17 protein-coding genes and 1 tRNA gene are annotated in these 21,915 nt (G+C 60.8%); 8 read left to right on the top strand and 10 right to left on the bottom strand.

What is annotated here, in order from left to right:
* Nucleotides 1–5: 5 nt before the first annotated feature.
* From VOI35_RS08625 to VOI35_RS08615, 3 genes are read right to left on the bottom strand one after another with little or no spacing between them, the layout of a single operon-like run.
* A complete protein-coding gene (locus VOI35_RS08625) occupies nt 6–1,385 on the bottom strand; it encodes a diguanylate cyclase (RefSeq protein WP_407275647.1) in 1,380 nt (459 codons plus the stop codon).
* On the bottom strand, nt 1,382–1,759 hold the full coding sequence (locus VOI35_RS08620; RefSeq protein ID WP_407275646.1) for a response regulator: 378 nt from the start codon (nt 1,757–1,759) through the stop codon (nt 1,382–1,384). Before VOI35_RS08620 ends, VOI35_RS08625 begins: the two co-directional genes overlap by 4 nt.
* Complete coding sequence (locus tag VOI35_RS08615; protein ID WP_407275645.1) at nt 1,756–4,281, bottom strand: response regulator; 2,526 nt, start codon at nt 4,279–4,281, stop codon at nt 1,756–1,758. Before VOI35_RS08615 ends, VOI35_RS08620 begins: the two co-directional genes overlap by 4 nt.
* A 204-nt stretch (nt 4,282–4,485) precedes the next feature.
* Between VOI35_RS08615 and VOI35_RS08610 the strand changes: the two genes are divergently transcribed.
* Together VOI35_RS08610 and VOI35_RS08605 are read left to right on the top strand one after the other, a co-directional pair.
* A complete protein-coding gene (locus VOI35_RS08610) occupies nt 4,486–5,304 on the top strand; it encodes a PP2C family protein-serine/threonine phosphatase (RefSeq protein ID WP_407275644.1) in 819 nt (272 codons plus the stop codon).
* Nucleotides 5,305–5,355: 51 nt separating this feature from the next.
* Complete coding sequence (locus VOI35_RS08605) at nt 5,356–6,417, top strand: LysM peptidoglycan-binding domain-containing protein (protein ID WP_407275643.1); 1,062 nt, start codon at nt 5,356–5,358, stop codon at nt 6,415–6,417.
* A gap of 129 nt (nt 6,418–6,546) precedes the next feature.
* Here the strand turns inward: VOI35_RS08605 and VOI35_RS08600 are convergent, their stop codons facing one another.
* From VOI35_RS08600 to dnaG, 5 genes are all read right to left on the bottom strand, one after another.
* On the bottom strand, nt 6,547–7,191 hold the full coding sequence (locus VOI35_RS08600) for an MliC family protein (protein ID WP_407275642.1): 645 nt from the start codon (nt 7,189–7,191) through the stop codon (nt 6,547–6,549).
* Between the two features lie 74 nt (nt 7,192–7,265).
* Entirely contained in the window at nt 7,266–8,162 is an 897-nt protein-coding gene (locus tag VOI35_RS08595; protein WP_407275641.1) for a sulfite exporter TauE/SafE family protein, read from the bottom strand.
* 253 nt (nt 8,163–8,415) lie between these two features.
* Nucleotides 8,416–8,491 (bottom strand) — tRNA-Ile (locus tag VOI35_RS08590).
* Between the two features lie 33 nt (nt 8,492–8,524).
* On the bottom strand, nt 8,525–10,357 hold the full coding sequence (rpoD, locus tag VOI35_RS08585; RefSeq protein ID WP_407275640.1) for an RNA polymerase sigma factor RpoD: 1,833 nt from the start codon (nt 10,355–10,357) through the stop codon (nt 8,525–8,527).
* Between the two features lie 120 nt (nt 10,358–10,477).
* Nucleotides 10,478–12,148, bottom strand: coding sequence for a DNA primase (dnaG, locus tag VOI35_RS08580; protein ID WP_407275639.1), 1,671 nt, complete (start codon nt 12,146–12,148; stop codon nt 10,478–10,480).
* 229 nt (nt 12,149–12,377) lie between these two features.
* Between dnaG and VOI35_RS08575 the strand changes: the two genes are divergently transcribed.
* Nucleotides 12,378–13,235 carry a tetratricopeptide repeat protein gene (locus tag VOI35_RS08575; protein WP_407275638.1) on the top strand — a complete coding sequence of 286 codons (858 nt, stop codon included), beginning with the start codon at nt 12,378–12,380 and terminating at the stop codon, nt 13,233–13,235.
* Between the two features lie 51 nt (nt 13,236–13,286).
* Here VOI35_RS08575 and cls read toward each other — a convergent pair whose 3' ends face one another.
* Together cls and VOI35_RS08565 are read right to left on the bottom strand one after the other, a co-directional pair.
* Nucleotides 13,287–14,726, bottom strand: coding sequence for a cardiolipin synthase (gene cls / locus VOI35_RS08570; RefSeq protein WP_407275637.1), 1,440 nt, complete (start codon nt 14,724–14,726; stop codon nt 13,287–13,289).
* The gene (locus VOI35_RS08565) at nt 14,726–15,577 is read right to left on the bottom strand and encodes an SDR family NAD(P)-dependent oxidoreductase (RefSeq protein WP_407275636.1); all 852 of its coding nucleotides are present in this window, start codon (nt 15,575–15,577) and stop codon (nt 14,726–14,728) included. The genes cls and VOI35_RS08565 overlap by 1 nt, the downstream gene beginning before the upstream one ends.
* Nucleotides 15,578–15,858: 281 nt before the next feature.
* On the opposite strand from VOI35_RS08565, the gene VOI35_RS08560 reads away from it, so the two are divergent.
* The 5 genes from VOI35_RS08560 to aspS all read left to right on the top strand — a co-directional run bounded on the left by VOI35_RS08560 (nt 15,859) and on the right by aspS (nt 21,905).
* The gene (locus VOI35_RS08560) at nt 15,859–16,446 is read left to right on the top strand and encodes an HPP family protein (protein WP_407275635.1); all 588 of its coding nucleotides are present in this window, start codon (nt 15,859–15,861) and stop codon (nt 16,444–16,446) included.
* The gene (locus tag VOI35_RS08555) at nt 16,443–17,036 is read left to right on the top strand and encodes an HPP family protein (RefSeq protein ID WP_407275634.1); all 594 of its coding nucleotides are present in this window, start codon (nt 16,443–16,445) and stop codon (nt 17,034–17,036) included. The genes VOI35_RS08560 and VOI35_RS08555 overlap by 4 nt, the downstream gene beginning before the upstream one ends.
* Nucleotides 17,037–17,279: 243 nt before the next feature.
* On the top strand, nt 17,280–19,286 hold the full coding sequence (locus VOI35_RS08550; protein ID WP_407275633.1) for a methyl-accepting chemotaxis protein: 2,007 nt from the start codon (nt 17,280–17,282) through the stop codon (nt 19,284–19,286).
* A 107-nt stretch (nt 19,287–19,393) separates the two neighbouring features.
* On the top strand, nt 19,394–20,050 hold the full coding sequence (locus VOI35_RS08545; protein ID WP_407275632.1) for a DUF502 domain-containing protein: 657 nt from the start codon (nt 19,394–19,396) through the stop codon (nt 20,048–20,050).
* A 70-nt stretch (nt 20,051–20,120) separates the two neighbouring features.
* A complete protein-coding gene (gene aspS / locus VOI35_RS08540; RefSeq protein WP_407275631.1) occupies nt 20,121–21,905 on the top strand; it encodes an aspartate--tRNA ligase in 1,785 nt (594 codons plus the stop codon).
* Nucleotides 21,906–21,915: the final 10 nt, after the last annotated feature.

Raw genomic sequence — 21,915 nt, 5'->3', positions numbered from 1 at the left:
GTCGATTATCCGGGGTAATTCCCCCCGAGGGTGCCGACGCGATTGCGGCCGGCACTCTTCGCTTGATAGAGCCCCTTGTCGGCCAGGCTGATGAGGGCGCTGGGTTCGCAAAAGGCCGTGGGGCGCCACTCGCTAACCCCCAGGCTGGCCGTGACGACCCCGGCTTCAGTGCCGGCCGGATGCGGGAGATTCAGGCTCTGAATCTGTTCCCGCAGCCGCTCGGCAACCCCCAGCGCGTCCTCCAGCGCGGTTTCCGGCAGGATGACGGCAAACTCTTCGCCGCCATAGCGGGCGGCCAGATCCTTGACACGAAACAAGCCGGTGCTGATGGCCTTGGCGACGCGCATCAGCGCTTGATCCCCGGCTTCGTGGCCGAGGGTGTCGTTGTAGCGTTTGAAAAAATCGACATCGAGCAGGATGAGGGACACCGGCGCGCCTTCCTGTTGCGCACGGCGCCAGGTGGTGAGCAGGTATTCGTCGAATTTGCGCCGGTTGGCGATGGCGGTGAGCCCGTCGATATAGGAAAACTGTTTGAGCTGTCGATTGGCTTCCGCAAGCTGCTGGGTCACTTTGCGCAGATAAACCTGCGTGGCGAGCCGCGCGCGGGCTTCGGGAAAATCCAGCGGCTTGGCCAGGTAGTCGTTGGCGCCCTGGGTGAGCGCATCGACGATCATGTCGCTGCCATGCCGGGCGGTGACGACAATAACCGGCAGTTCATGCTGGGAAAATTTGCTGCGGATCTTGGCGAGCACTTCGGCGCCGCTCATGTCTGGCATCAACCAGTCGAGCATGACGACATCGAATGTGTCGGTTTCCAGCCGGGCGAGCGCGTCTTGTCCGGTGTTGGCAAGCGTGACACGGTAGCCTTCTTTCATCAGCCGGCGCTGCATGAGTTCGAGATTTTCCGTGCGGTCGTCGATGATCAGGATGTGCCCGTCGGCGACGGGTGTCGTACTGGGGCTGCCCGTGCGCGGAGTCGATTCGGTCTCGCTCAGGTCGACGGCGGGGCGCGCGCTCAGGTTTTCCAGCAAGGCTCGCAGATGCCCGACAGCGCTACGGATTTTTTCGATGTCCGGGCAGGCATCCTGCCAGTGTTGTTCGATGGTGGTGGAGAGGGCGTGGAAATCCATCTCGAGCAACGCCATTTTTTCTCGCCAATCGGGAAAGAGGGCATCAAAGTGGCCGACCGGCAGGGGGGTGGGGCGATTGATGGTGTCCAGCATGCGATGCGCGTCGTTCAATAGACGATTCAACCGGTCATCCAGCAGGTTGGCGCAGGCGGGCGGGAGATCTTCCTGCAGCATCTCCGTGTAGCCAATCAGGTGATTGAGCGGTGTGCGCAAATCATGCCGAATGTGGGTGTTGCAGGTGTATCCGCTGTTCATGAAGCCCCCCTGGATGCAAGCAGCCGGCTGATTTTCTCGAGCAGCCGGGGGAGATCGACCGGCTTGGTGTCGAAGTCGTCGCAACCGGCTTCCAGGGCGCGGCTGCGTTCGCCATCCATCGCGTGTGCCGTCAAGGCAATCACGGGGATCGCCTGGGTGGTGGGGTCGGCGCGCAAAGCGCGGGTCGCTTCCCAGCCGTCGAGCACCGGCAGGCTCATGTCCATCAGAATCAGATCGGGGCGATCCTGTTTTGCCTTGGCGACGCCCTCGGCGCCATCGAGCGCGACTTGGACGGTATAACCGCGCTTTTCCAGACGCCGACTGAGCATGTCGCGGTTCAGTTCATTGTCTTCAACGAGCAGCAAGGTGGTCATGACGGGTTCTCCGGGGTGCGGTTTGCCGACGAGGGGTTCCGGTGGGCGCAGAGCTGTGCCTGTAATTGCGCAATGATGGCTTCTTCGTGCTGGCCATCGCGCTCAATGATGTGATCCACGCGCTGGGTCAGCCGCCGCCGATCTTCGTCAGTCAGCGTTTTGGCGGTGAGGACAATCACGGGGAGCTGGGCGTACTGCGGCAACTGGCGCATCGCATCGAGAAAGGCGAAGCCATCCATGATCGGCATCATCAAATCGAGCAGGATCAAATCCGGGGCGGGGTGGTTATTGAGCCAGGCAAGCCCGGCTTGCCCATCTGTGGCTTCGGCGACTTCGCTGCCGGTATCGCGCAGCACGCGGCGCAGCAGCGCGCGGTTGGTTTCATCATCGTCGATCACCAGCACGCGGCAGGATTGTGGATGACGGGTGTATTGATGCAGCAGCTTGAGAAGGGCGTCGCGGTTGACGGGTTTGGTCAGAAACTGGGCGGCGCCGAGCGCGAAGCCGAGCCCCTTGTCGTTGGTCATCGTCAGGACAAAAACCGGGATGTCCTGCAAATCGGGGTCGGCCTTGAGTTCGGTCAAGACCTGCCATCCATCCATGCCCGGCATCATGATGTCGAGGGTGATGAAGTCGGGGCGCTCGCGGCGGGCGATGGCCAGTCCTTCGGCGCCATTGCGGGCGGTGATGACGCGATAGCCCGCGCGGGACAGGTGGCGGTTGAGCAAGTCATGCACGGCGGGATCGTCATCGATGACCAACAGGGTTTCGCCTTGGGTGCCGCTGTCCGTCGCCGGGGTGAGGGGGGCGGGCTCCGTCGTCGTGGCGTCTTCAACGACGAGCGGCAGCGTGACGATGAATCGGCTGCCTTGACCCGGGACGCTGGTGGCGGTGATGTCGCCGCCCATCATGCGGGCGAAATGCCGGGAAATCGCGAGGCCGAGTCCGGAGCCGCCGTATTTTCGGGTGGTGGAAGCGTCGGCCTGGCTAAACACTTGGAATAAGCGCCCGAGCTGCGCTTCGGTCATGCCGATTCCGCTGTCGGTCACGGTAATCTCCACTTGGTGTTCGGTGCATCGCGCGACCGTGACCGTCAATTGGCCATTCTGCGTAAATTTGGCGGCATTGCTCAGCAAATTGAGCAGAATCTGGCGGAATTTGGTCAAATCGCCGTGCAGGATGCCCAGATCGTCCGGGCAGTCGAAACGCAACTGGTTGTGGTTTTTTTCAACCAAGGGTCGGGCGGTGTCGATCACGCTCTGGATTTCTTTGCACAGCGCAAAATCTTCAAGGTACAACGCCATTTTTCCGGCTTCGATGCGGGAGATATCGAGAATGTCGTTGACCAGAGACAGCAGATGGCGGCCACTGTTGAGGATGCGGTTGAGATCATCGCCATACTGCGTGTTCCCATCATCGGCCGTTTCTTCGATCAGGATTTCGCTGTAGCCGATGATGGCGTTGAGCGGGGTGCGCAGTTCGTGGCTCATGTTGGCGACGAATTGGCTCTTGGTTTGATTGGCCTGTTCGGCTTCTTCGCGGGCGGCGCGGGCTTCGTCGAGCAAGTGTTCGATTTGCTGCGTGCGCTCGGCCACCTTGTGGTTCAGATTTGCTTCCCGATCCGCGACTTCGTGCGCCATGATCCGGAAACTGCGGGCGAGTTCGCCGGCTTCATCGCCGCGCTCCGCCAGCGTTCGCAAGGCGGGTTCTTCGAAGACCGAGAGCTGGGCGGCGGTGGCCTCGCCTTCCCCCACCGACCGCGCCGCGCGGCTCAGGGTTTGAATGGGCCGCACCACCGTGCGCCGAATCTGCCAGATCAGCAGCGCGGTGCCCAGCGCGAACACGCCGAAGAATACCCCCATGGTGCGCCAGAGATACTGCCGACTCTGGGCGAACACTTCATCCGAGGGGACATAAATGGTCTGTGCCGCAACGATTTCACCCAGTTTCCAGCCAAAGCCGTGGTCACTGCCATAGGTGGCGATCAGGCTTTTGGGTGCGGCCTCTGGGGTGGAGTGACATTGCAGGCAACTGGCCTGGGTGACGCTGAGTGGGCGGGCGGTGTAGAACAGCGTGCGCCCATTCTGCTGACGGAAACCGGAGAGTACCTTGAGTGAGGGGTCGGCGCGAAATTGGGCGACGAGCTCGGATTCAAAGGCATCCGCCTGGTCTTTGGGGCTGGTGGGGTTGAGGGTGGCTTCTTTGTACTGGTATTCGGCAAAACGCGGATCGTGGCGAAAGGCGTCAAACACGGTGCGCGCAGAGAACGCCGGTACGGTTTCGGCGATGAACTGCGGTTGGGTGAAGAGTTCAGCGACGAGTTTGGGGTTGATGTGTTGACTGGTATAGCCCCGCACGGCGTTCATCATGCCGGTCAGCATTTCCGCGCGGGTCTCAATCTCGGCTTCGGCTTTGAGGTGCGTTACCCGTGACAGGAAATAGCCAGATAACGCAATGCTGATCAGAAAGGCCAGCAATAAAAATACGGTGAGTTTGGTGCCGATTCGCCAATGAAACAGCATGGGGTGGTCGCTCCGTGACACAATGGCGCCCGCTAGGATAGGGCGCGAACCGCAATGAAGGTAAATCCTGTAAATCCTGATGTCGTAGGGGGCACTCGATGCATCACGCGCCCTGCGAATCGATTCCAGCATTGCGGAAACCAGAGCATTCTGACATAGAATTGACGAGCGCCAGTAGTGCGCGTTTTGCAAGGATGCCCGCTGATGTCTGCCTCTTTTCCGATTCTCGATGCCCCAACGGCTGCTGCCGCAGTTATGGGCACGGCCGCCTTTATGGGGGCGGATCGGCACATCGGCGGGCGCAAAACCCAGCAGGATCAGGTGCTTTGCCTGTCAACGGCCAATCACAAGCACCAGTTGCTGCTGGTGGCCGATGGGGTGGGCGGGCATGGCGGCGGGGCGGAAGCGGCACAGGCGATTGTCGATGCCGCGCAGCAGCTGTTTCCTGCGGCCTTGTCTCGGTTTGCCAATGGCCGGGATTTTTTGGCGAATTTTTGTGCGGTCGCGAATCAGGCGGTGCAGCGCGCCCATACGCTGGGGGAAGCCCACGGATTCAGCACGCTCGTCGCACTGTTGACGGATGCCGAGCGGGCGTTCTGGGTGCATGTGGGCGACAGTCGGCTTTATGGCTTCAAAGGCGGTGAATTGTTTCACCAAACCCGCGACCATTCGCTGGTTCAGCGTTTGGTCGATTTCGGCAAAATCACCGAGGCGGAGCGGGATCGCCATTCCGAGCGCAATCGGGTACTTCAGGTGATGGGAATGCCGAATATCCAGCCGACCTTTGGTGAAACCGCCCTGAGTGCCGATATGTCTTTCCTGTTGTGCACGGATGGGTTTTGGGATCAGATTCGCCCGCCGGAGATGCGCCAGATTCTTGCCGCCGAGGATTTGCAATTTGCGGCGAATCTCTGGGTGCGGCAGGCGGCGCGCCGGGGGGGCGCGGGTGGGGACAATATCGCGCTCGCCCTGTGGCGGATGCCGCCGAAGCAGCCACGGCGGTGGTTATCGTTTCGTGGCTGATGATGAATAAGACGGATCGGTTGGTTTGGACAGAGCGTGGGTAATGACAGCATGTTGAGCGGGTTGACAGGGCGTGAAGCGCGGGGCGTGCGTACGGTGGGGCGGCCGCTGCTTATCGCCATCGTATCGGGATTTATGGCGGTGGGCTGTGCCCAGAATCCGTCTGCGCCCGTGGCCGCGACCGAACAGCCTGCCGCGCCGGAATCCGCCGCGCCTGCCGAACACCCCGCTGAGACCACGGCAGCGCCCCTGATGCCCTTGAAAGATATCATTCGGCTGATCGAAAACGGGCAAGATGACCAGGCGCGTGCCGCGTTGGTGACTTTTCTGGCCAAAACGCCCAAAAATCCGCAGGCATTGCTGCTGCAACGGCAACTCACGACGGATCCGCGCAGCATGATGGGGGCGCACACCGAAAAATATACGATTCAAAATGGCGACACGCTGGGCGGATTGGCGCAGAAATATTTCGGTAATTCCCTAAAATTCGTGGCGCTGGCGCGTTACAACCACATCCAGCGCAGTCGGGATTTGCGGGTGGGGCAGGTGATCGAGGTGCCGTCAGTCGCCGTCGGTGCCGCTGCCGCATCTTCGACGGCGACCGCTGAAGAACCCGATGCCAGATCTGCGGCGACCGTCGAGCCGGCAGCCCCTGCCGACGCGCCCTCGTCCTCGTCGACTCCGGCTGTGACCCCGGCATCCGCGCCGCCCGCTGCCCCCGTTCCCGCTTCCGTTGAGCGTGGACACCGGGTGGCGATAAAGCCGGCCGTCCCCGCCGAAGCCCCGTCGGAGGATGCGAAGGCATTGGAACAGCGCGGCATGAGCGCCTACAAGAAGCAGCATTGGGAAGCCGCTTATACGGCGCTGTCGGCGGCGGTGGCCGCGTCGCCCGGCATCGAGCCGGCGACCAGTACCTTGGCTTCACTGAAGCCGCAGTTGGTACGGCATTATCATGAAGCGGCACTCGTCGATTTTCGTCAGCAAAACCTCGATCAGGCCATCGCGCTGTGGGATAAGGCTCTGGCCATCGACCCGACCTATGAGCCTGCGCTGGGGTACCGTGCCCGCGCCCTGGAGTTACAGCGTCGGCTGAATCAGCTCGATAAAAAATAGTGGGCGACCGGCGAGACCGAGCAGGTGAGCCGGCTGTCGGGTCTTCTGCCGCGCCGAATTGGAGTGCCTGACCATACGATTAGCGCGCGGGTCTTAACAGGCCGTTTAAAAGAGTTGTTCGACGGCCTGTTAGGGCGCCTGCTGAACCGGGACGCACTCCGGCAGCGTTTCCTGATCCAGGGTTACCGTCGCGTGATCCCCCTTCGACCAAAATGAAACGGCACCATTTTCTTCGGCGACATATCGTGCGCCTGAGGCAGAAATGGCCTGGCGCAGATGGTAGTGTTTGTCACCCACCTGCATGAGCACGCCTTGGCTCGTGGCGCCGACGGTGACTTGTTGCGTCCCGCAGCGGAATACCGAGTGGAATCCCATCGCAGTAAAGGGCTTGAGCGTCAGACTGCCGACTTGGGGTTTGTCCGCTGTTACGGTGACAGGGTCGGATGCCCACAAGATCGAATGGGCGGGTGCGATCAAGGCAGCTTGCAGCAGATAGGGTTGGCCGTTTTTTAGTTGTCCGGCGGGCACGGCCAGCGTAAAACTGAGCGGAAATGTTTGGTTCTTTAACGGGATACGGGTTTCCGTGATCAGGCTGTTCGGGGAATTGGCATCGCGCAGGTCAAGCACGGCAGCCGTTTCTGGCGGGACGGAGAGGGCGGTTTGACCGACCAGCGTGCCGCTGAATTGTGTGTCATTGGTCGTGGTCGAGGACTGCGGTACGGTGGCGCAGCCGGAGACGAGTAATACAGAGCATAAAGCTAACGCACGACGCATGGTTCATCCTTAACAAATGGCAAAGGGGAATTCGGATGACCATTCTGCCGCAAAACAGCGCGGGCGACGCGGTTTTAACCGCAGGTTGATATGTGGGCTGTTTGGGCGTGTTGGCGCCAGCGGCGCGTTTCGAAGATCAGTGAGCTGAACCCGACGCCCAAGACGACGCCCACCGCGAGGAGAAAAGGGATGCCGAGATGCGCCAGATTGTGGACATGCAAACCCGTGGCGAGACTGATGTCTGCCCATTGCGGAAAAATGAGGCCAAATAGCCCGGCCACCGCATAGGCTGCGCCGCCAAAAAATAGGGTGCGTTTCGCGGTGATGAGCGCAATGGCGCGCACGGCATCCGGCGTGAGCTGGCGTTGAGCGGCCATTCGACCGAACACGGCACCGGCCGAGGCTTGCACGACCGCCGTGCCGAGGCCGAACAGCGCGCCGGGCACCCAGCCCCAGGCGGCGGAAGGCATGGCGGGGGCGAGCGTGCCGTATAAAATCAGCGCAAAAGCACCGAATCCCCAGCCCGCAACGAACCCATGAATGGCGGGCATCCAACGCGCCCAGCGCTGTGGCGGTGAAAGCGCGTTGGCCGATGAAGCCTCGTTCCGTTCAGCACCAAAGTTCATCTGGGGGCGCGCCGCCTGCTGCCTTGCCATGAGCAACCCGCCCAACGCCATCAGCACGCCAATCAAAATGTACAGCGCATAATCCATTTGGGGCAGATTCATCCAGTCGGACAGGCCGAGCCAAGCCAGTTCACTGCCGAGGGCGCGTTGCGCGGTGAAGGCGAGTGAGAACATCAGTCCTGCCCGCAGACCGGCGCGCGTGGAATAGCCGCCAATGGCATAGCTGAAGGTGATGGGCCAGGTATGCTCATCCGGGGTGATGCCATGCACCAAACCGAGCAGGAATGCCGTCAGCAGGATAGCGCCGAAATCGAGCTGGCCAGGGTTCCAGAGATTGATGTCCATGGGGTTTTCCAGACTATATTTAGATACATAATAACATAATGAGTCTGGATACATAGCCAGATGGGTTCACGGGCGATGTTGATTACCAGGGGCTGTGATCGGAACCACCGATCACGCAAGAATCAGCAGAGCGAGAGGGAACGCGCGTGACCGAGGCATGATGTGCTCTAAAGATAGAAAAAATCATGCCGGCATCTGAAAACAGATCCTTATGGTCTGGTTGTTCAGGGATGCTTAAGTCTGGCGTGTTGAATGGTGGGCCCAGCAGGATTCGAACCTGCAACCAAAGGATTATGAGTCCTCTGCACTAACCGTTGTGCTATAGGCCCAAAGCGGGGCGGCGGGTGCAAGCCCACCCGACTTTAGTCGATGTTGGCTTCGATGAAGCTGCGCAGGCGTTCGGAACGGGAAGGGTGGCGCAGTTTGCGCAGCGCCTTGGCTTCGATTTGGCGGATCCGCTCGCGGGTGACATCGAATTGTTTGCCGACCTCTTCCAGTGTGTGGTCGGTGTTCATGCCGATACCGAAGCGCATCATCAGCACCTTGGCTTCACGCGGTGTCAGGGTGGAGAGAATTTCGCGCACGATTTCGGACAGGCTGGCGTTGGTGGCCGAATCCATCGGGGAAATGGCGCTTTGATCTTCGATGAAATCCCCCAGATTGGAGTCGTCATCCTCGCCGATCGGCGTTTCCATGGAGATCGGTTCTTTGGCGATCTTCAGCACCTTGCGAATCTTGTCTTCCGGCAGGTCCATCCGTTCGGCCAGCTCTTCCGGCGTGGCCTCGCGCCCCATTTCCTGCAGCATCTGGCGGGAAATGCGGTTGAGCTTGTTGATGGTTTCGATCATGTGCACCGGGATGCGGATGGTGCGCGCCTGGTCGGCGATCGAGCGGGTAATCGCCTGGCGAATCCACCAGGTGGCGTAGGTGGAAAATTTGTAGCCGCGGCGGTATTCGAATTTATCCACCGCTTTCATCAGGCCGATGTTGCCTTCCTGGATCAGGTCGAGGAATTGCAGGCCGCGATTGGTGTATTTCTTGGCAATCGAGATCACAAGCCGCAGGTTGGCTTCGATCATTTCTTTTTTGGCGCGCCGCGCCTTGGCTTCGCCCAGGGTGATCAGGCGGTGAACCTCGCGGACTTGGGCGACGCTCAGCTTGCTGTCACGCGCGACGGTATTCAGGCGTTTTTGCAGGCGTTCGAGTTCCGGACGAACCTGCATGAATTTGGCGCTGGGCTTGCCTTTGGTCGCCAGATCGATCCAGCCAATGTCGGATTCGTTGCGGCGGAAGGCTTCGATGAATGTTTCGCGTTTGAGTCCGCCTTTGTCTACCGCCTGATGCATGATCTGCTTTTCCAGCAGCCGGATGCGGGCGATGGCCTGCTGCACCTGTTCGAGCAGTTGTTCGTTGAAGCTGGGGTTGAGCTTGATTTGCACCAGTTCATCGGCCAATTGATCGAGATATTCGCTGTCACGGCGATCCAGCGAGCCGGCCAGAGCCTGGATGGCCATCACATGGCTGCGGACGAGTTCAGGGTCGAGACTGTGATCGACCGCGGCCTCTTCTTCTGCGGCGCCTTCGGCCTCTTCATCCTCGTCATCGGCGGGCGGTGGGGTTTCATCGCTAGCGGTGAGCTCGATGGGTGCCTCGGGCGCGTCCTCGGGAATCTCCGCTTCCGGCTCGATGATGCCGACGATGATGTCCTGCAGACGGGCTTCTCCGGCCTCGATCTTGGCATACTCCGCCAGCAGCCTTTCGATCGTGGGCGGGTAGTGTGCCAAGGCGCGGGTGACTTCGAGCAAGCCTTCTTCAATTCGTTTGGCGATTTCGATTTCGCCCTGGCGATTGAGTAGATCCACCGTTCCCATTTCGCGCATGTACATGCGCACCGGGTCGGTCGTCCGGCCAAATTCTGCATCGACCTGTGATGCGAGCACGGCAACGACTTCTTCGGTCGCGTCCTCATCGGTTGCCACGGCGGGCTCATCGGCCAAGTTGAGCTCATCGCTGTCGGGCGCTGCTTCGGCCACACGGATGCCCATGTCTTGCAGGGCACCAACGATTTCTTCGAGCTGATCGGGATCGATCAAGCCTTCCGGCAGATAGTCGTTGATTTCCGCGTAGGTCAGATAGCCTTGTTCGCGGCCACGGGCGATAAGGGATTCGATACTGGCCTGCTGATCTTCGTACATGGGACGACGGCACCCGAGTTTTGTGGATTTTTTGGAACCGGAGATTATAGCGACAAGAAAATTTTTTGCTGCAGTTTCGTTGGGTTGCTGACCGCCGTGGGGCGGTGGGGTGCCCGGTGGTCATTCCTCTTTGTTTTTCGTGATTGATCTTTGCAATTGATCGAGCGCTGCCTTTGCCGCACTGCGCTGCGTGGCGAGTGCTGCGTTCTGACGGTGCAGGGTGAGGGCATCGGTGAGCACGGCTTGCGCCTGGGCGAGCGTGTCGGTTCCCGGGGGTGTCCACTCTCTGGCGGCTTGAATTTCTTTGGCTGCTGCAATGAACCAGGGTTGTTGTGCCCAGCCCTCCGCCGGATAGTTGCCGAGGTTGTGCAGCAGTTCCGGTACGACGCCATCGTGCCAGTGCTGTGGGTCGGCGGCGCTGTGGGCGAGTTCGGGGTAGCGCAAGAGGATGTTGAGGATGAGGCTTTCCGGTGTGCGTTTGATGGGCTGCTCCTGCCTCGCCCGCACGGGTGGATGCGGTGCCTGCGGCTGGGGGCGGGTTCGCCATAGGCCGAGATGTTCTTTGATGTGCTGTTCGATGAGTTTGCGGAAATCTCCGGGCGGCATGGTGGCCGTCCATTCTTGGCCGAGTTTGGCTTTGGCTGCACGGCTTGCGGCATCCTGACCCGGAATCATCTGATCCAGTCGGCGCAGAAGATAATGCTCCAGGCTCAGGGAAAGCGATTCCACCCGTGTGAGGAACGCCTGTGCGCCGTGAGTTCTGACAAAACTATCGGGATCTTCGCCATCCGGCAGAAATAGAAAACGCACCCCCCGACCCGCGATGAGCTGCGGGAGCACCGCCTGCAGTGCCTTGGCGGCAGCGCGGTGGCCGGCGGCATCCCCATCGAAGCAAAACACGAGTTGGGGCGTATGTCGAAACAGCAGGGTGATCTGTTCCGGTGTCGTGGCCGTGCCCATGGTGGCGACCACCTGAGGGATGCCGTGCTGCGCCAGCATGATGACATCGAGGTAGCCTTCGACGATCAGCAGCGAATCCGGTCGGGCATTGGCCTGCCGCGCCTCATACAGCCCATAAAGCACAGCGCCTTTGTGAAACAGCGGGTTTTCCGGCGAGTTGAGATACTTCGGTTCGCCCGTGCCGATGATGCGGCCGCCGAAGCCGATGACCCGGCCGCGCCGATCCCGGATCGGAATCATCAGCCGGTTGCGAAAGCGGTCGTAGAGGCTGCCATCTTCACGGCGACCGATCAGCCCCAGCGTTTCCCAATCCGACAGCCGCGTGGCGTCCTGTTTTGCCAACTGTGCCAGACCCGGCGATCCCGGCGCGAACCCGAGGCCAAAGCGGGCGGCTGTTTCGCCAGTCACCCCACGAGCTTTCAGATAGTCGATGGTCGCAGGCGCGTGGCGGAGCGCTTGCTGAAAATGGGTCTGTGCCGCCTCCATTGCCGCATAGAGCCCGGCCAGGGCATCGTGTTCGGCATCGGCCTGCGGATCGTTCGGCAGGGTCATGCCCACCTCATTGGCCAGGGTTTCCATGGCGCCGCGGAAATCCTGATGTTCGTAATCCATCAAGAATTTCAAAGCATTCCCATGCGCGCCGCAGCCAAAGCAGTGATAAAACTGCTTGTCCGGGTTGACATAAAACGACGGTGTTTTTTCTTGATGGAAGGGGCAGCAGGCGGCGTATTCCCGCCCCTTCTTTTTCAGCGGCACGCGCCGGTCGATCAGCGCCACGAGATCCACGCGGGCGAGGACTTCTTCGATGAATGATTCAGGTAGGCGGCTCATGCGCGCATTTTATGTGAATCCCACAGAACATATTGGTCCGGTTTTTTCAGCGTGCCGACGGGTAAAAATCCCTTGCCAAAAATCATATGTAAAACAATAGGGTTGATCGGGGATTTTATCGTTGACTCTGAGGCGAAAAACGGATGCTTGCCGATTGATGGAAAAATGCGCAAACTGCGCACACTTTGTGCAAAAAATCCTCGTTCTGTGCGAGGTTGGGGTGTTGATCATGCGTCGTGTCTCTGTTTGGTTTTCTTCTGCGTTACTGGTTGGCGCGGGCGTTTTGGCGGGGGGCGCTCAGGCGGAAACCACGAAGCCCGCAGAACATAAAAAGCCGCCAGCGCATCATGTGCCGCCCAAGCATGAGACGACCAAGCATGCGCAGACGAAGCCCAAGCCAAAAGCCGCGGCACCCGCCGCTGCGGTGGCACCGGAGGCCAAAAGTGAGGATTTGTATGGCGGGGACGGTGTGAATCGCTGGCTGCCGAAAGCAGAGAAGGGCGACATCTTTTCGCAGTATGTGCTCGGACACATGTATTGCGTGGGCGAGGGGGTGGCCAAAGACAGCGTTCAGGGCGTGAAGTGGTATCAACGCGCTGCGGAGCAGGGCTATGCACCGGGGCAGCTAGCGCTGGGCACTTTGTATTACAGCGGGGATGGCGTCAAACAGGATTACGCGCAGGCGGCCAAGTGGTTCCAGATGGCCGCCAACCAAGGGTATAGTCGAGCGCAGAACAACCTCGCCGCGCTTTACCTCTCGGGGCAAGGGGTGCCGCAGGATGACAAGCAAGCGCTCAAATGGTACCGCGCGGCGGCGAATCAAGGGTTCCAACCGGCTCAATACAACCTGGGCATGATGTACCTCGATGGCCGTGGGGTCGCCAAGGCCGATACGGTGGCGGCTTACGGCTTGTTGCGTCCGCTGGCCGAGGTGGGCAACCCGCAGGCGGTCTCCGTGATCAAGGAAATCTCTGCCAAAATGAGTCCGGCGCAAATCACCGAGGGTCAAGCATTGGCAGAAAAAGTGCGGGCGAAGAATCGCCTGAATGCCGCGCTGGATGATTATGAAAAAGTCGCCTCTCGTTAACGCCTGATCAAAGCCGATGTCTTGCGAAAACCCGCCATGAGGCGGGTTTTTTTACAGCAGCGGCGTGGCGAGGCGGGCGAGGTTTTGGCGCAGCATGGCCGGGCGCGTGCGCAGTCGCCAGGCTTCTGCGGTGAGTAGCCGTGCGCTCTCGCGGTAACGGTGCAGCAGTCTGTTGAGGAGCTCGGCCATATGCGGGCTGAAGAAGATCAGGCCGAATTCGGCATTGATCAGGTTGGAGCGCACATCCAGATTGGCGCTGCCGATCAGGCTGAGGTGGTCGTCAAACACGCCAAACTTGGTGTGCAAAAACCGGTTGGGATAGCGGCGAATCATGACCCCTTCCGCCAGCAATTCCTCGTAATAAGACTCTTGTGCCCATTGCACCAGCCGCTGATCGAGGGTATCGGCCAGAATGAGCTCTACTTCGACCCCCCGCTGGGCGGCTGCCTTGAGTGCGATGAGGGTGGGTTCATCGGGTACGAAATAAGGTGTGACCAGACGGATCGATTGCACGCTGGCGTGGATCAGCGCGGTCAGGATTTGCTGCTGAACGGGGTCTGGGTATTCCGGCCCGCTTGGCAGGCCGAGGCAAATGCTCGGACCGACCCGACCGGGGGTGGGAAAATACTGCGCGCCCGTGAGCAGGATGTTGCGTTCGATGTACCAGTCGCCAGCGAACACGGTTTGCAGCTCCAGCACCACCGGGCCTTCGATCCGCAGCATGATGTCTTCGTAAATCAGCGGCGCTTTGAAATCCGGCCGGATCAGATTCATCGAGCCGGTGTAGCCGATTTGCCCGTCGATCACCACAATTTTGCGATGGTTGCGCAGATCGAAGCGGGCGGCGCGGCGCGGAAGTTTGCTGCGGGGAAAGGCGCGCGCCACCCGAATCCCTTGGGCTTCCAGCGCGAGCAGGGGCGCGAGGCAATGCTTGCTGCCAAAGTCATCGATCAGGAGCCGGACTTCCACCCCACGGGCGGCGGCGCGCAACAGGGCGGCAAAGACAGGTTCGGTCTGTTCATCGCGTGCGGCGATATAAAACAGGAGATGGATGGAACGCTGGGCGGCGTCGATGTCGGCGGCCAAACGGACGACCAGTCGCGGTAGCTCTTCGATCAGGCTGATGTGGTTGCCATCAAAAATGGGGAAGGCGCGCCAGTGGCTTGCCAGTTGCGCGATGGGGCGCCAGCGATCCGGCAGGGTGGCGGTGACGGGATGGGCGGGATGTTGCGTGGACAAGTGCGCTTGGATCGGCGCCAGTGCCGCACTGAGCTGGTCGATCTTGGCCTGGCGCGCTTTCGCTGCCCGCGGGCGGCCGACAAACAGATAAAACACGCCGCCCATGACCGGTTGAAAGAAAATCAGCAGTAACCAGGCGGTGGCGGTGGCGGGCGGGCGGCGCAGCGGCACGATCACCACGGCCAGCAGGCGGATCAGCCATTCCACCAGGACATAGACGGCGGCCCAGTCGGGATGCGATGGCGTGAGCATCAGCGTTTGCCTCCCCCGGAGGCGGCACGCAGCACGGCATCCATCCAACGGGTCGGCAGCAGGCGTCGTAGCGTGCCGAACAGGTAGGTGGGCACCGTCACCGGATAGCGCGCTTTGGGTCGGCGGGCTTCGAGCGCGTGGGCAACCCGACGCGCCACGGCCTCTGGCGGCAAGGTGAAGGGCTGGGCGGCACCCGGCTTGCGCATCCGTTCGAGCTGTTTGCGGTAGGCATCGTGGTGAATCGAAGTCTCGACGGGAATCCAGCGAAGAAAGGCGGCCTCGGCATTGGCGCGAAATTGCGAGCGGATGGGGCCGGGTTCAATCAGGCAGACATCGATGCCGCTGCCCTGTAATTCCAGTCGCAGGGTATCGCTCAAACCCTCCAGCGCGAATTTGCTGGCGACATACGCCCCGCGATAGGGTAGGGCGGCCAGACCGAGCACCGAGCTGTTCTGGATGATGCGGCCAAACCCCTGGGCGCGCATCAGCGGGATGACCTGATTCGTGAGCACCTGCCAGCCGAACAGGTTGGTTTCGAACTGCGCGCGCAGCGCCGCTCGGGAAAGATCCTCCACCGCGCCGGGTAGTCCGAAGGCACCATTGTTGAACAGCGCGTCGAGTCGCCCGTCGGTGTGGTTCAGGGTGGCCGCGAGACCGGCCTCGATCGAAGCATCCTCCCGCAGATCGAGCCGCACCACGGGAATGTCGTCGTAGGGCCAGCGCGATTGATCCTTTTCCTGCCGAACGGAGGCCACCACGCGATGACCCCGGTCGGCCAGCCAGCGGGCGGTGCATTGGCCGATGCCGGAGGCGCAGCCGGTAATCAGAATGGATCGGGGAATGGGGCGCACGGAAAACCTCAGCGGACAAGCCTGCCCCGATGGTAGCGCATCCCTGCCGCTCGGCTAAAGCTGATCCCGTTGGTGGGGCATGTAATAACCCATCTGCATTATGATAGTGCGACTGGGCACCCCGAAAAACCTACTGCGCAGTCCGATAGCTGTGTCGCATGCTCGTTCGCGCCTCGCCTATCTAATTGATATGTCTCGTCGCTTACTGCGCGGCTCCTTGCTCTCGAACTTGCTCGTAACGGTTTTTCGAGGTGCCCGACCATTCGTTGGAGCCGTCAGCCATGCCGCAACCCGCGTTCACCCATTTGCCGGATGAAGATGTTCAGGCCGCCATGCGGTCGATGACCGGCTATCTCGATATCACGCCGGAGGATTTCCGGGAAATTTATGCCATCGCCCATGAGCAGGCCGTGCGGCGGCTCTTCGCGCGGCGGGATGTGCCGCATTTGATGCGGCGGGATTTATCCGCCCTCAAGCCCGAACAGAATTTGTGTCAGGCGGCTGAGCAGATGGCCTTGATGCATGCGCATACGCTGCCGGTGGTCGATGAGTCCGGGCGAGTTCTGGGGGATGTGAGTGAGTGGAATGTGCTGCGCGGTTTTGGCGCAGATACCTTTTTTTCACTGGTGTTCCGGGTGATGAATCGTCATGAGCACTTTGCCGATTACTGCCAGCGGACGAGTGTGGCTGAGGTGATGACCGCGCCCTCGACGGTGCTGGCCGAACACGGCAGTTTCAGTGACATTGCCCGCGCCTTCCATCAGGTGGATTGCCAGCGGCTGCCCGTGGTGGATGCGGAGGGTCGGCTCGTCGGCGTGGTGCTGCGTCGGGATTTCATGGAACGGCTCGATTGGGATGTCCTGGTATGAGCACGCCCGAACCCGTTGGCTACTGGCAAAAATGGCGTGGCCGGGGGCACCATGCGCCGCCCCGGGTCAATCCGGCGGAAATCGTCTGGTCGGGACTCGGTGGCTTTTTTGGCTTATTGGCCGTCTGTAGCGTGGCCTGGTGGTTTTCTGGTGTGGACCGGATTCTCGTCATCGGCTCGATCGGCGCTTCGGCGGTGTTGTTGTTTGGTGCCCCGCGCAGCCCGCTCGCGCAGCCCCGTAATCTGATTGGCGGGCATCTGCTCTCGGCCTGTGTGGGGGTGAGCGTGCAGGCTCTGGTGGTGCTGCTCTGGCCGACGAACCTGCCGGTGATCGGCGGCTGGGGGGAAATTATGCTGGCACCCGCATTGGCCGTGGGGCTGGCCATCGCGTTGATGCACGCAACACGCACCCTGCACCCGCCGGGGGGCGCCACGGCCTTGGTGGCCGTCATCGGCAGTACGCAGATTCATGCCATGGGCTATTGGTTCGTGTTGCTGCCGGGCTTGCTCGCGCCGTTGCTATTGCTGTTGGTGGCCTTGATTTTCAATAACCGGATCCCGCAGCGGCAATACCCGGAATTTTGGTGGTAGTTTATGGTTAACAGGCCGTTGAAAATTTTTTTCAACGGCCTGTTAAGGCCAGCCATGGATGGCTTGCACGAAGATCAATCACATTATGTGATTGATCTTCGGAGGCCGGCGTGGACATGTGCCGCGACGAGCCGAGTTGAAAAAGGGCAGGAAAGCCCTTGTTCAACACCCTGCTAGGGCTCAAGTTGTGGCGGCCGCGGCCGATAGCTCATCCGTCCAAACAATTAAACAAGGAAATCAGCGATGACTCAGTGGATTGCTCGATTCTCGATTGCCCAGAAAAACCTGTTTGGTTACGGGCTGATTTTGTTGGTCATGGGTTCCATGGCCGTGCTCACCTATCTCAACATGGGGCGGATTAGCGGGGCGGCGAACGCGGTCGTCAACGAACGACAGCCGGCCGCGTTTGCGGCGGAAGGTATCCGCTTGCAGCTGGAGCAGGCCATGGCATCGGTCGGGTTGTTCCTGCAAAGTAAAAGCCCGGCGGATCGGCAGGCTTTCGAGGCCGCCATTGCCGGCATCAGTACCCAGCAAAACACGCTCAAACGCTACAGCAATGAACCGCTGGATTCCTTGGATGCCCAGATCAAAACTTTTGTGGATCAGGCCAATCATGTCATGAAGGTGGCGGCGGACGACAAGCTCAATCTGCCGGGGATGGAATACGCGAACCTCAATGTCAATCCTTTGTCGATCCAGATTTCTGGCTTGATGGGCTCACTCATCAATGAAGAGGCGGACGCCGACGCCACCACCGTGCCACGGCGGGCTTTGGTACTGGACTTGGCGCGGCTGCGTGGGGAGTGGGGCGATGTGGTGGCCGCCTTGCGGGGGTTCATGGCATTTCGCAGCCCGGCGCTGGAAAACAATTTCACGCTGTATGTCAACGAAGTGCTGACCCGTACGCAGGAAATCAACCAGAAATACGGCAATATCTTGACCTTCGAGCAGCAGGATGCGGTGTCGCAACTCCTGAAAATGTTGCCGGAATTCATCACGCAGGCGAACAAGGCGTTTGCCATTCACAAATCCGACAAATGGCGGATGGATGCGTATCTGGTGCGCACCGCGCTTGATCCGGCGTTCAACCAGGCCGATCACACGGCGCAGGCGGTCGTGACGGCAGAGCGACAGCGAATCGAAGCGCAATCCGCCCTGCTCAACGAAACAATTGGTCGGATCACCCTGGGTCAGGTCGGGCTGGTGCTGCTGGGGATTGTGGTGGTGGGGGTGTTGGCGTTGCTTTCGGTGCTCAGTATTTCCCGCCCGCTGCGCGGGGTGGCGGAACGGATGCGGGCGATTGCCGAAGGCGATGGGGATCTGACCCGCCGTCTGCCGGTGAATGGCGAGGACGAGATTGCCGAAGTCAGCCGAGCATTCAACACCTTCGCGCAGACGGCGCACGGGCTGGTGACGCAGGTGATGAAAACCACGCAATCCCTCAATGATTCCTCGGCGCAGTTGACGGGCGCCGCCAGCCTGGCGCAACGGGGTGCCGAACAGCAGGCGCGTGATACGGATGGCCTGGCCACCGGCATGAGCCAAACCCTGGAAGCCGCGGAAGAGGTGGCGCGCAGTGCCGAGCGTGCCAGTGCCTCGGTGCAGGAGGCGAACGATCGGCTGCGCGAGGGGCTGCAGCAAGTGCATAGCAGCGCGCAGAGCGCAGAGCGGCTGGATGCGGTGCTGTCGCGCGCCGAGGAAAAAATTCACGGCTTGTCCGGCCAAAGCCAGACGATTGGCAAGGTGCTGGATGTGATTCGGGGTATTGCCGATCAAACCAATCTGCTGGCGCTCAATGCGGCCATCGAAGCGGCGCGTGCCGGCGAACAGGGACGGGGCTTTGCGGTGGTGGCGGAAGAAGTCCGTTCGCTCGCCACCCGCACGCAGGAATCGACGCGCGAAATTTCCAGCATCATCGCGCAATTGCAGACGGGGGCGAGTGAGGCCGTGTCGGCGATGGGCGAGGGGCGGCAGGTGAGTCAGGAAAGCCTCGACGCCATCACCGGCGCCAATCAAATGCTGTCGGACATTGCCGAAGCCTTTGGTCAGTTGAGCGACATGAGCGTGCGGATTGCAGCGGCCGCGGAAGAACAGACCGCCGTGGCGAGCGGCATGAAGCAGAACATCGAGTCGATCAGCACGGCTGCCAGTGCGACCGTTCAGCGGAGCGCAGACATTTCCGATGCCGGCAAGGCGGTGTCCCAGCAGTCACACACGCTGGCCAAGCTGGTTCAGCAGTTCAAAGTCTGATTTCACGGGGGCGATTCGTGGGCGCGTGCCGCGCCCGTCTTGTCACTCGCCCGCCCTTTTCCTGCTAACCTGAACACTCTGGATTTTGCGGTGAGTGGGGCGGCGTTGTGAGCGACGGAATCAAAAAAACTTCGACCTTGCGCAAATGGCTGGTGGCGGGTCTGCTCGTTTGGGCGCCATTGGCCATTACCGTCTGGGTGATCGGGCTGATCATCGGCTTCATGGATCGCAGCATTCTGCTCTTGCCGCCCGAGTTTCGCCCGGAAGCGGTGTTCGGCTTCAACATCCCCGGTTTGGGCGCCTTGCTCGCGGTGGCGATCGTGCTGCTCACCGGGGCGCTGGTGGCTAATTTTCTGGGGCGCACCCTGGTCGGCTGGGGCGAGGCTGTTCTCAACCGGATCCCGCTGGTGCGTAGCGTGTATTCGGCGGCCAAGCAGGTGATCGAAACCTTCGTCTCGCAGGATTCGCGCTCCTTCCGGCAGGTGGTCATGGTCGAGTATCCGCGCAAAGACTGCTGGTCGATTGCGTTTCTGGCCGGGGCACCCGTGGGCGAGGTGCAGGATAAAACCGCGCAAAAGGTGCTGACGGTGTTTGTGCCGACTGCGCCGAATCCAACCTCCGGCTTTGTCATCATGGTGCCGGAGCATGAAGTGATTCCGTTGCAAATGTCGGTGGAAGAGGGTTTTCGGATGGTGATCTCGCTGGGGGTGGTAACGCCGAAATCGCCCGCCCCGGTATCGGTTGAACCGCCCCCCGTGGCTTAAAGCCGCCGCGCAACCCTGCTAAACTGCGCGGCCTGTTTTTACGAATTTGCACGGAATCCTTGGAATGAATATGCGCAGCCACACGGCCGGACAGGTCGATCTCGCCGTCTTAGATCAGGAAATCAGCTTGGTGGGCTGGGTCAACCGCCGCCGGGATCATGGCGGGGTGATCTTCGTGGATTTGCGCGACCGCGACGGCATGGTGCAGGTGGTGTTCGATCCCGATGACCCGGCGGTGTTCGCCACGGCCGAAAGCCTGCGCAGTGAATTCGTGATTCAGGTGCGTGGTCGGGTGCGCCGCCGCCCGGCGGGCACCGAGAATCCGAACATCGCCAGTGGCGCGGTCGAGGTGCTGGGGCTGGGGCTGGCGATCATCAACCGTTCTGAGCCGCTGCCCTTCCAGCTCGATGACGAGCGCGTTTCCGAAGAACACCGCCTGCGCTACCGCTATCTCGATTTGCGCCGCCCGGAAATGCTGGCGCGTTTGCGTCTGCGGCATCAGGTGACCCGCACGCTGCGCCGTTATCTCGACGAGGCGGGCTTTATCGATGTCGAAACGCCGGTGCTCACCCGCGCCACCCCGGAGGGCGCGCGCGATTATCTCGTCCCCTCGCGCACCCATCCGGGGGAGTTTTTCGCCTTGCCGCAATCCCCGCAGTTGTTCAAACAATTGCTGATGGTGGCGGGGTTCGAGCGCTACTATCAAATCGTCAAATGCTTCCGCGATGAAGATTTGCGCGCCGATCGCCAACCGGAATTCACCCAGCTGGACATCGAAACCAGCTTCATGGATGAAGAAGGCGTGATGGCGCTGGTGGAAGACATGATGCGGCATGCATTTGCCGAGGCGGTGGAAGTGGCGCTGCCCAACCCGCTGCCGCGCCTGACTTGGGCGGAGGCGATGCGCCGTTTCGGTTCGGACAAGCCCGATCTGCGGATTCCGCTGGAACTGGTCGATGTGGCGGATTTGCTGCAGTCGGTCGATTTCAAGGTGTTCTCCGGGCCCGCTAACGATCCGCGCGGTCGGGTGGCGGCCTTGCGTGTGCCCAAAGGTAATGATTTGCCGCGCAGCGCGATCGATGACTACACCAAATATGTCTCGATTTTTGGCGCCAAGGGCTTGGCCTACATCAAGGTCAACGATGCCGCCGCCGGACGCGAGGGGCTGCAATCGCCCATTCTCAAATTCCTGACCGACGAGGCGATTGCGGGCATCCTGAGTCGAACCGGCGCGCAGACCGGGGATTTGGTGTTTTTCGGGGCGGACAAGGCCAAGATCGTCAATGAATCCCTGGGTGCCCTGCGGGTCAAGCTCGGGCACGACCTCGGACTGGTCGAATCCGGTTTCCGTGCGCTGTGGGTCACGGAATTCCCGATGTTCGAATATGACGAAAAAGAAGGGCGTTACTACGCGTTGCACCACCCGTTCACCGCGCCGAATCAGGCGGATGTCCCGATGTTGGCGACCAATCCCGAGGCGGTGCGCTCGCGGGCATATGACTTTGTGCTCAATGGCTTCGAGCTGGGCGGCGGTTCGGTGCGTATTCACGACCAAGCGCTGCAAAAACAAGTATTTGGCTTGTTGGGGATCAGCGAGGCACAGGCCGAGGAGAAATTCGGCTTCTTGCTGGATGCGCTCAAATTTGGCGCGCCGCCGATGGCCGGCTTGGCGTTCGGCGTCGATCGCATCATCATGCTGATGAGCGGCGCGTCGTCGATTCGAGAAGTCATCGCCTTCCCGAAAACCCAGTCGGCCGCCTGCCCGCTCACCGAGGCGCCGGGTGAGGTTGATGAAGCGCAGCTCAAAGAACTGTCGATCCGTGTGCGTAAGCCCGTCGTTGAAAAACCCGAGTAATCCCATCGGC

The organism is Halothiobacillus sp. DCM-1 (assembly GCF_045689735.1).
In the GTDB taxonomy this organism is placed as follows: domain Bacteria; phylum Pseudomonadota; class Gammaproteobacteria; order Halothiobacillales; family Halothiobacillaceae; genus Halothiobacillus.
The sequence above is the reverse complement of the archived record's forward strand: the minus strand, read 5'-3'. Positions and strand labels throughout refer to the sequence as shown.

Coding starts and splice junctions, on each gene's coding strand:
- VOI35_RS08625 (WP_407275647.1), bottom strand. CDS start 1,385: ATGAACAGCGGATACACCTGCAACACCCACATTCGGCATGATTTGCGC.
- VOI35_RS08620 (WP_407275646.1), bottom strand. CDS start 1,759: ATGACCACCTTGCTGCTCGTTGAAGACAATGAACTGAACCGCGACATG.
- VOI35_RS08615 (WP_407275645.1), bottom strand. CDS start 4,281: ATGCTGTTTCATTGGCGAATCGGCACCAAACTCACCGTATTTTTATTG.
- VOI35_RS08610 (WP_407275644.1), top strand. CDS start 4,486: ATGTCTGCCTCTTTTCCGATTCTCGATGCCCCAACGGCTGCTGCCGCA.
- VOI35_RS08605 (WP_407275643.1), top strand. CDS start 5,356: ATGTTGAGCGGGTTGACAGGGCGTGAAGCGCGGGGCGTGCGTACGGTG.
- VOI35_RS08600 (WP_407275642.1), bottom strand. CDS start 7,191: ATGCGTCGTGCGTTAGCTTTATGCTCTGTATTACTCGTCTCCGGCTGC.
- VOI35_RS08595 (WP_407275641.1), bottom strand. CDS start 8,162: ATGGACATCAATCTCTGGAACCCTGGCCAGCTCGATTTCGGCGCTATC.
- rpoD (WP_407275640.1), bottom strand. CDS start 10,357: ATGTACGAAGATCAGCAGGCCAGTATCGAATCCCTTATCGCCCGTGGC.
- dnaG (WP_407275639.1), bottom strand. CDS start 12,148: ATGAGCCGCCTACCTGAATCATTCATCGAAGAAGTCCTCGCCCGCGTG.
- VOI35_RS08575 (WP_407275638.1), top strand. CDS start 12,378: ATGCGTCGTGTCTCTGTTTGGTTTTCTTCTGCGTTACTGGTTGGCGCG.
- cls (WP_407275637.1), bottom strand. CDS start 14,726: ATGCTCACGCCATCGCATCCCGACTGGGCCGCCGTCTATGTCCTGGTG.
- VOI35_RS08560 (WP_407275635.1), top strand. CDS start 15,859: ATGCCGCAACCCGCGTTCACCCATTTGCCGGATGAAGATGTTCAGGCC.
- VOI35_RS08555 (WP_407275634.1), top strand. CDS start 16,443: ATGAGCACGCCCGAACCCGTTGGCTACTGGCAAAAATGGCGTGGCCGG.
- VOI35_RS08550 (WP_407275633.1), top strand. CDS start 17,280: ATGACTCAGTGGATTGCTCGATTCTCGATTGCCCAGAAAAACCTGTTT.
- aspS (WP_407275631.1), top strand. CDS start 20,121: ATGCGCAGCCACACGGCCGGACAGGTCGATCTCGCCGTCTTAGATCAG.